The organism is Deinococcus marmoris DSM 12784 (genome assembly GCF_000701405.1).
GTDB classification, from domain to species: Bacteria; Deinococcota; Deinococci; order Deinococcales; family Deinococcaceae; genus Deinococcus; species Deinococcus marmoris.
Genome location: NZ_JNIV01000061.1, coordinates 22,025 through 28,807 on the forward strand (window position 1 = coordinate 22,025; position 6,783 = coordinate 28,807).

At 62.4% G+C, this 6,783-nt stretch carries 6 protein-coding genes; all 6 read left to right on the forward strand.

All coding sequences use genetic code 11. The annotated features are described in order from the left end of the window. Positions 1-158: 158 nt before the first annotated feature. Entirely contained in the window at positions 159-1,016 is an 858-nt protein-coding gene (locus Q319_RS0114535; RefSeq protein WP_081846066.1) for a DNA-binding protein, read from the forward strand. Positions 1,017-1,236: 220 nt separating this feature from the next. Next, the gene (locus Q319_RS0114540; RefSeq protein ID WP_029483206.1) at positions 1,237-2,454 is read left to right on the forward strand and encodes a DUF262 domain-containing protein; all 1,218 of its coding nucleotides are present in this window, start codon (positions 1,237-1,239) and stop codon (positions 2,452-2,454) included. 483 nt (positions 2,455-2,937) lie between these two features. Next, on the forward strand, positions 2,938-3,522 hold the full coding sequence (locus Q319_RS0114545) for a hypothetical protein (RefSeq protein WP_029483207.1): 585 nt from the start codon (positions 2,938-2,940) through the stop codon (positions 3,520-3,522). Between the two features lie 142 nt (positions 3,523-3,664). Further along, a complete protein-coding gene (locus Q319_RS0114550) occupies positions 3,665-4,441 on the forward strand; it encodes a hypothetical protein (protein WP_029483208.1) in 777 nt (258 codons plus the stop codon). A 378-nt stretch (positions 4,442-4,819) separates the two neighbouring features. Then, positions 4,820-6,265 (forward strand): helix-turn-helix domain-containing protein, encoded by a 1,446-nt coding sequence (locus tag Q319_RS0114560; protein ID WP_156039362.1) that lies wholly within the window; start codon positions 4,820-4,822, stop codon positions 6,263-6,265. 329 nt (positions 6,266-6,594) lie between these two features. Continuing rightward, positions 6,595-6,783: hypothetical protein (locus Q319_RS28310; RefSeq protein WP_211252374.1), on the forward strand; the 189-nt coding region annotated here is incomplete at its 3' end.

Genomic DNA, 6,783 nt, shown 5'->3' on the forward strand with positions numbered 1-6,783 from the left:
GCGTTGTCCCTGACGACACCACTCTACAGGCCTCAAGAGAACACACGGAACACGTATTACACCGTAATTACGTAACGAGGCGTAACGCATTTACACACGAGGTGGCAATGGCAAGACCAGGAATCACGATGGAGGATGTTGTGTAGGCCGCGCAGGCCCTGCGGGAGCGGGGTGAACGGGTGTCGTTGACGTCCGTCCAGAAGGAACTGGGCCGGGGATCGTTTACCACGGTCAAGCGGTTGTTTGACGTCTGGTTGCTGGACCATCCTGAGCAGACTGTCCCTCAACTGGTGCCGCTGGCCGCACTGCCTGACCGGCTGGCCGCGCAACTGGAAACGGCCACGCGCGGACTGTGGACGGCGGCCACCGAGGTGGCCGAGACCCGGTTGCAGACCGAGCGCGAGGGCTACCGACAACAGGTAGTGGCGGCGGAGGTGGACCGCGACGCAGCCGCTGAGGTGGTCGACGCGTTGGCCAGCACCAACGAGACGCTGACCGAGCAGGTGAGTGAACTCCAGGAGCAGTTCGCTGAGACGCAGCAGCGCGGACGTGACGCCGACGCAGCGCGGACCGTGCTGGAAGGCCAACTGGCCCAGGAGCGTGAGGCGGGTCAGACGGCAGCGGCCCTCGCTGCCACACAGGAGGAGCACAACGCTGATCTGAAAAGCGAACTGGACCAGCAGCGCGCCACGGTGGCGTCCGAGCGACACCACCATGCCGATGCGTTAAAACATGCCCAGGAGCAGGCCGAACAGCGTGTGTTGGAGGTGCGGGCCGATCTGGAGCGCCAGGTTGCTGACGGACGTGAACGGGCTGAGGGCGCGGCAACTGAGGTGCGGGTGATCCGCGAAGGGGCTGAGGCCACCGCCCTGGGCCTGCGCCAGCAACTGGATCAGGTGAGGAGCGAGGCTGCGCAGGCCCAGGGCGCACTGACGACGATGCGGGAACAACTGGAGACCCAGACGCGGCTCCTTGAGCAGGCACTGGCTCACTCCACGGCCCCTGAGGCCAAGTAGGTCAAGGCCGCCCACCCGGTTCAGACGCGTCTTTCAGGGGCCACAGAAAAACTCTAGAACACCGTTGAGATCGGTGTTAAAGGCGTCACCTTCAGCCGCTCCAACGGTATGGACATGACGTTCTGACTGCTGAACTGGTGGCGGTCTGGTCTGAAAATTTGCTCAAAACCCCTGTGCCAGGGTGCAGGACAGGGTGTGATCCAACCCCACGGAGACAACGATGAAAACGAAAAAGAGTCCCATTCCCCGTCCCAGCAAACCAGCGCTCACGCTGAACAACGAACCGTTGGCCGGAGCCAGCACGCAGCAGCAGACCCTCAAGACCGATGCCGGTGCCCTTTCCGAAAGCGCTCAGCAGGCCACGGTGAACTGGAAGGCCGAGGCGGGCCTCGGCGTTTCGGTGCCGCTGGCAGCGGGTGTCGTTGAGGCGGCCAGCGATGTAGCTGGGGACGCAACGATCAGCCCGCACGTGGCCTCCCTGCTCAGTCTGTTGCAGATGCCCCGGCAGTACCGTGTGCCGCACTTTCGCCGGTCCTACTGCTGGCAGCTCGAGCAGTGGGCCACCCTCTGGGATGACGTGCTGGCGGCAGGCCGAACGGGGCGAAAGCATTTCACAGGAACACTGGCGTACGTCATCCGCCCGGATGACGACATCGAAACCGCCGCCGAGGTGTCACTGATCGACGGTCAGCAGCGCCTGGTCACCATCCTGCTGCTGCTGATCGCTCTGGCGCGGTCCCTCCAGCCGTCCGGCAGTTTCATGGTCAAGAATGGTGGCGTGATTTCCACGGCGTCGGCCGCGTCGCTCCTCGATTTTCTGACGATGAATGAACCCCAACGACACAGACTGGTGCTGGTGAAACCGGATCATGACACGCTGAACTGGTTGATCGACAGTCTGAGCGATCCCCATACGTCGTCCCCAGCGGATCTTTCCACGGCCATGATCGACGCCCTGGCCTACTTCGAGCGTCAACTGGCGGTTCCTGGCATTGAACTGGCCACGGTCTACGCGGGCCTTCAGCAGCTGGAGGTGACCTGTATCGCGGTGACGCACGGCCCCGTTTACCCGACACAGACCGTGCAACAGATCGTGGACAGTTTGAACACTACCCGGGGTCAGGGTGAGTTGACCCAGGCGCACCGTATCCTTCTCTATGCGCTGAGAGTGCTCGGTCATCAGCAAGGAGAGGAGCTGTACGGAACACACTGGTGGCCGATGGAAGCCCTGTTCAGTGAGATGGACGAGGGGGCGTTTGAACGCTTCATCCGGGGTTTTCTGAGCAGCCGGAGTCAGGTTCCGGTGCGTCCAGGCGATGTGTACGCCGCGTTCAGGTGCCAGGTGGAGCAGGGGGGACCGCCTGTCGCGGCTGACGTCCGGGCGCTGGTGATCGAACTGGCCCAGGCAGCGCACCACATGGCCCTCAATGATGCCTAGACCGAAAGTCCAGGGGTGAATACCTGGATGTGCCGGGCGTGGAGCCTGCCCGGCAACCGGATCGCTGAAGTTAAGCAATATCTGCAGCGCGTAGAGGGGAAGGGGGGGGATCCACACCCTCCCTGGACCGCCATAAGGAAGAGGTGGAGTTGATCCTCCAAGGTCCATATTGGATGGTATACGTTGCTGTCGTCCTCCACCTTCAACGTGTTCCTCGTACCTCCTGCCTGTGCCTGGGCCAGTGCTTAGCCGCTTGCTCTGAACTTTATTTGGATTCTGTGCTTCAAGGTCTGGAGCAATTTGGTTTGGGTGATCTGGCGGTCTGAAGTTATGGAGGAGAAAGCTGCCTCACATATCATCCAATACACCCTCCGTTGGCTCTCTGACTCCACTCGACTTAACGCTGAAACCAGCCGCTCTTCCCCACACAACAGGAGCCAGCCATGATCACGGACCCACCCCCCCCAAACCTATCTGAGCCAATTGCAGGCCGACGCCAGGATCGGCCGGACCTACCACTGGTCAAACACTCCCCAGCTCCACCTGCTGTTGACTCAGCTGACCGGAAAAAAAGCTGGTCCGTTCCACCTGCAGATCCAGATCGACTTCAACCTGCACTTCACGGCTGCGCTGCTGGCTGCGGAGACGATCACCCTCGATCACCAGGAATTTACGGCCGCCACACCCGCACAGGCCAGCACGCAGCCCCACCCCGGCACCCCCCTATGGTGCGAATTCCATGGGCTGCGTGTCCACAGTTTCGAACCATTTAACGGTGCGCTGCTGTTCGCTGTGCCGCAGGGCACCCTGTTTTTCGGCGGACCACTCCAGGACAGCCTGATGTTCATGGTTCTGCTGGGTGGGACTGACAAGTTCATGGTGGCGTACATCCCCATGCACGGCAATACCATCACGCCGGCCCAACTCGCCTCGCGCTCCACCACCTCGGTCCAGCAAATGGTCTCCCGGGGCCACAGCCTGCGCAACGTCGTCCACCACCACAACGACGGCCTGCTACTGATGCGCGCCATCCTCACCCGCGCCGCCAGGGAAGACGACATGGCGTGAACGGCCAGAACGGTCTGGACTGACTGAAACGGACCACGGCCCGGGACGGGGGGCAGGCAAGCACACAGTTCCCAATTCACAGGCCTGTCCCAACCGCCGGATAGGGCACCCGCCCTATCCGGCCACACCAGGAGCGGATCAGATGCAAAAAATTATGCGAGTGATTGACCCCTCCGGACGACAGGTGATCCACGAGATCACGCCAGACACCGACATCCGTGCCCTCCTCAAGCAGTCGCTTGGCAGATGGCTGGAATATGTTCCCCATCACCGCCACGCCCTCCAGGAGCACGGGGTGGTGGTGGACGAGGAAGCACTGGTCAAGGAACTCCAGCCGAGCTGGGTGGGCAGCCGCCTGATCGGGGTGAACCTTAACCAGTCCCCCCCCCTGCGTGGCCCCATCGTGATCGTGCCACACGACTCGGAAGGCAACCACAGCCCCAAACAGCAGCACGAGTGGGTCAACCCGGTAAACGTCTACGCCCGCGCCCTGGAAGGCGACGTGGAGGCGCTGGTGGTTCTGGGCCTCAGCAGCCCCGAACAGATCACAGTGATCGAGGTACGTCCCCCGGTTCAGCACCACATCTACCTGATTCACCCGGACGGCCACACCGAGCGGTTCGGGTTGTGCAGCAACGAGGAGAGCCGCTGGTGGATCGCCAGGAAACTGGGACAGGCAAACCGTCTACCCGATTACGCCTGCACTGTGAAGGCGTACACCGTGCTCTTCAGCGTTGCTCCCCGCGACAAACGGCCCAATCTGGCCGCGCAACAGGCTGCGCCGTGTTCGGCCCGGTGGTGCTCGTGTCCGCAGAAAAGCCAGATGCCTCCCCCACCCATCAGCGTCTGGACGAGGCCCTCAGCGGAAGCCCCGCCGCCCTCGCCAAACTGGGCCTCACCGCCGACTGGTGCGATCTGAACACCTGAGCACCTGTCCCCATGAACAGGAACCATGACCATCCATCCCCCACCCAGATTCTGGCTGCGCCAACTGCAAGCCGACGACAAAGCTGGCAAGAGTGAGCGCTGGAATGAGTGCCTGAAGGTCCCTCCCAGCAACCTTGGATTCACCTAATCCACATAAAGCTGTCGCCGCCGGTTAGCCCCCGACTGCGACAGAGACGGAGAAATCCCGTCAGGTTTGAAATCCGACGCACCCGCGCCTGTCGACACCCTATGCCTCATGACACACGACGTCAATTGTCCGTCCGTCTTAACCGACAGAGTTTGTAAACACAATACGATTCAACGACGTGAGGCTTGTTGTCACAGGCGCCCTCCAACACGAGGGGCAAAGATGAAACCTACCAGCATGCACGGCAAGCCGCCCAGGACCACGCAAAGAACCGAAGAACAACCGAATTCCCACATCGACAGGGCCTGTACCTACAGAGGGACGAAGGCCACCACCCGCTTCTTCGAGATGGCCCGCGCTGCCCTTGTCCGCCAAGAAGCCATGCCGCCCCCAGCGCCCCTGAGCACGGATCAGGACTGGAAACGCGAGTGTGAGGCGTTAGAGAAGATAATAGCTAAGCGGGAGGCCCGCAGAGATGCCGAGGTCGCCCGCGCCACCAGGCTGGAAGCGCAAAAATGCGAGGCCCAACGCCGCCGCGAGGAACGCCGCGCCGCCGCGCCGGAACCTCAGCACCCTTTCGGGAAAAAACTTGGCGACTTTACTCCCCCGGCAGACCTGCCCAATGCACTCCGGGCTTGTTACGCGCCCAGGCGGCTGACCATAACGGCCACGGATCAGCCTCCACCCCTCGCAGAGTTGGTGGATCTGGACGGACTGCGCCCCACGCGCGGCAAAGGGTTCGGTACGGCGGGAGCCGGCGCGCTGGCCCAGCTTCTGGACCACCTGGCCCGCCACGTTCTGGCCGTGCGTCCGAACAAGTACCGGGGAAGGAGCGTACCCTGGCCCCGTCAGATCGTGCTCCACCTGTCCGCCGAAATGCTGGCCGCCGGGCTGGGCAAGAACATCGACACCGTGCGGGAGTGGACCAAGATCCTCGAAGAGTTGGGCTACCTGCACGCCCGCCCGCACTACACCACCACCATCCGGGATGGAAAGCGCATGGCGGTGATTGATGGCACCCTGTACGCCATCCGCCTCCAGCCCGGTCACAAGGCACGGCTGAGGTACGACGATCTTCGCCAGACTTACCGGAACCTGGACGCAGATCGCAAAGCGGGGCGCACCGCCTACCGGGTGATCGAGCGGGCCGAGAAGCTGGCCCAGAATGACGCTGAACGGCAGACACAGCAGTTTATCAATAAAAGCATCGTCCCAGACGCGGAAAAAAATATCCGGGGGTCAACACCGACTTCCATGAAGTCCCGGTATCTGCGGGACCAGCTAAAAGCCTGGGCCGTTAATCCCGGCCAGGTTCAAGACCCGTTGTTCACTGACCCCCGGATATTTTCACCGGATGAGCTTGGAGAGGCGATTCAGACCGTGCAGGACGTTATCTACCTACTACCGACAGTGGCTGAAACGCACGCTGACAAGCGAGCGGCGTTTGTGGGTGCCCTGGGGGCGGCGCTGGCCCGCGCCCTGGACGATGCCCATTCCCGGCGTTGGTACTGCAAGACGATCTGGGCCGCCTGGACGGCGGAGGTGGAAGGGCGGGGGGGACTCCAGGTGCTGGCCGCCCAGTTGGCCCGACTGGACGTGGACCGGCAGGAGTGGGGGACGCTCAGACGCCCCGCTGCGCTGCTGAATGCCCGACTTCGGGCCGCATAACCTCTGGCGCATCTGTCCCAATTGAACCATCCGAGACTAAATACAGCGTTCTGTAAATTCCGTTCCTCTCCCTCGCCCACAAGGCGCGAGGGAGGGAGCCGCACAGCGGCGGAAGAGTGGGCGGCGCAAACTCAATGCTCTCAAAACTTTTAGAACGCTGCACTAGTGGGTCACTTGCCCTATAAGGGCGGTTTCCCAGGGTGGGGACTATCTGGAGGGAACCCGTCCAGGATGCATTCCAACACTCTCATCATTCAGTGATCCGAAACCGAACATCCACGCCAAGTGACCCACTAGTGGGTCACTTGACGCAGGAGTAGGCTTTGCGGATGCCACGACGTCAGAAGCAGCCTCTTCGAGCCCTGACGGATGCCGAGCTGGTCGAGCTGGAACGGCTCAGTCGCGCGCAACAGACGGCGGCGGCCGTGGTGTCCCGTGCCCGAACCGTGCTGGCGGTCGCCCACGGGCGACCGTACACCGTGGCCGCTCGGGAGACGGGACGGAAATCGGCTGAAGGT

Bases quoted from the DNA above. Each gene is read 5' to 3' on its own strand.
- Q319_RS0114540 (WP_029483206.1), top strand. From the start codon at position 1,237: ATGAAAACGAAAAAGAGTCCCATTCCCCGTCCCAGCAAACCAGCGCTC.
- Q319_RS0114550 (WP_029483208.1), top strand. From the start codon at position 3,665: ATGCAAAAAATTATGCGAGTGATTGACCCCTCCGGACGACAGGTGATC.
- Q319_RS0114560 (WP_156039362.1), top strand. From the start codon at position 4,820: ATGAAACCTACCAGCATGCACGGCAAGCCGCCCAGGACCACGCAAAGA.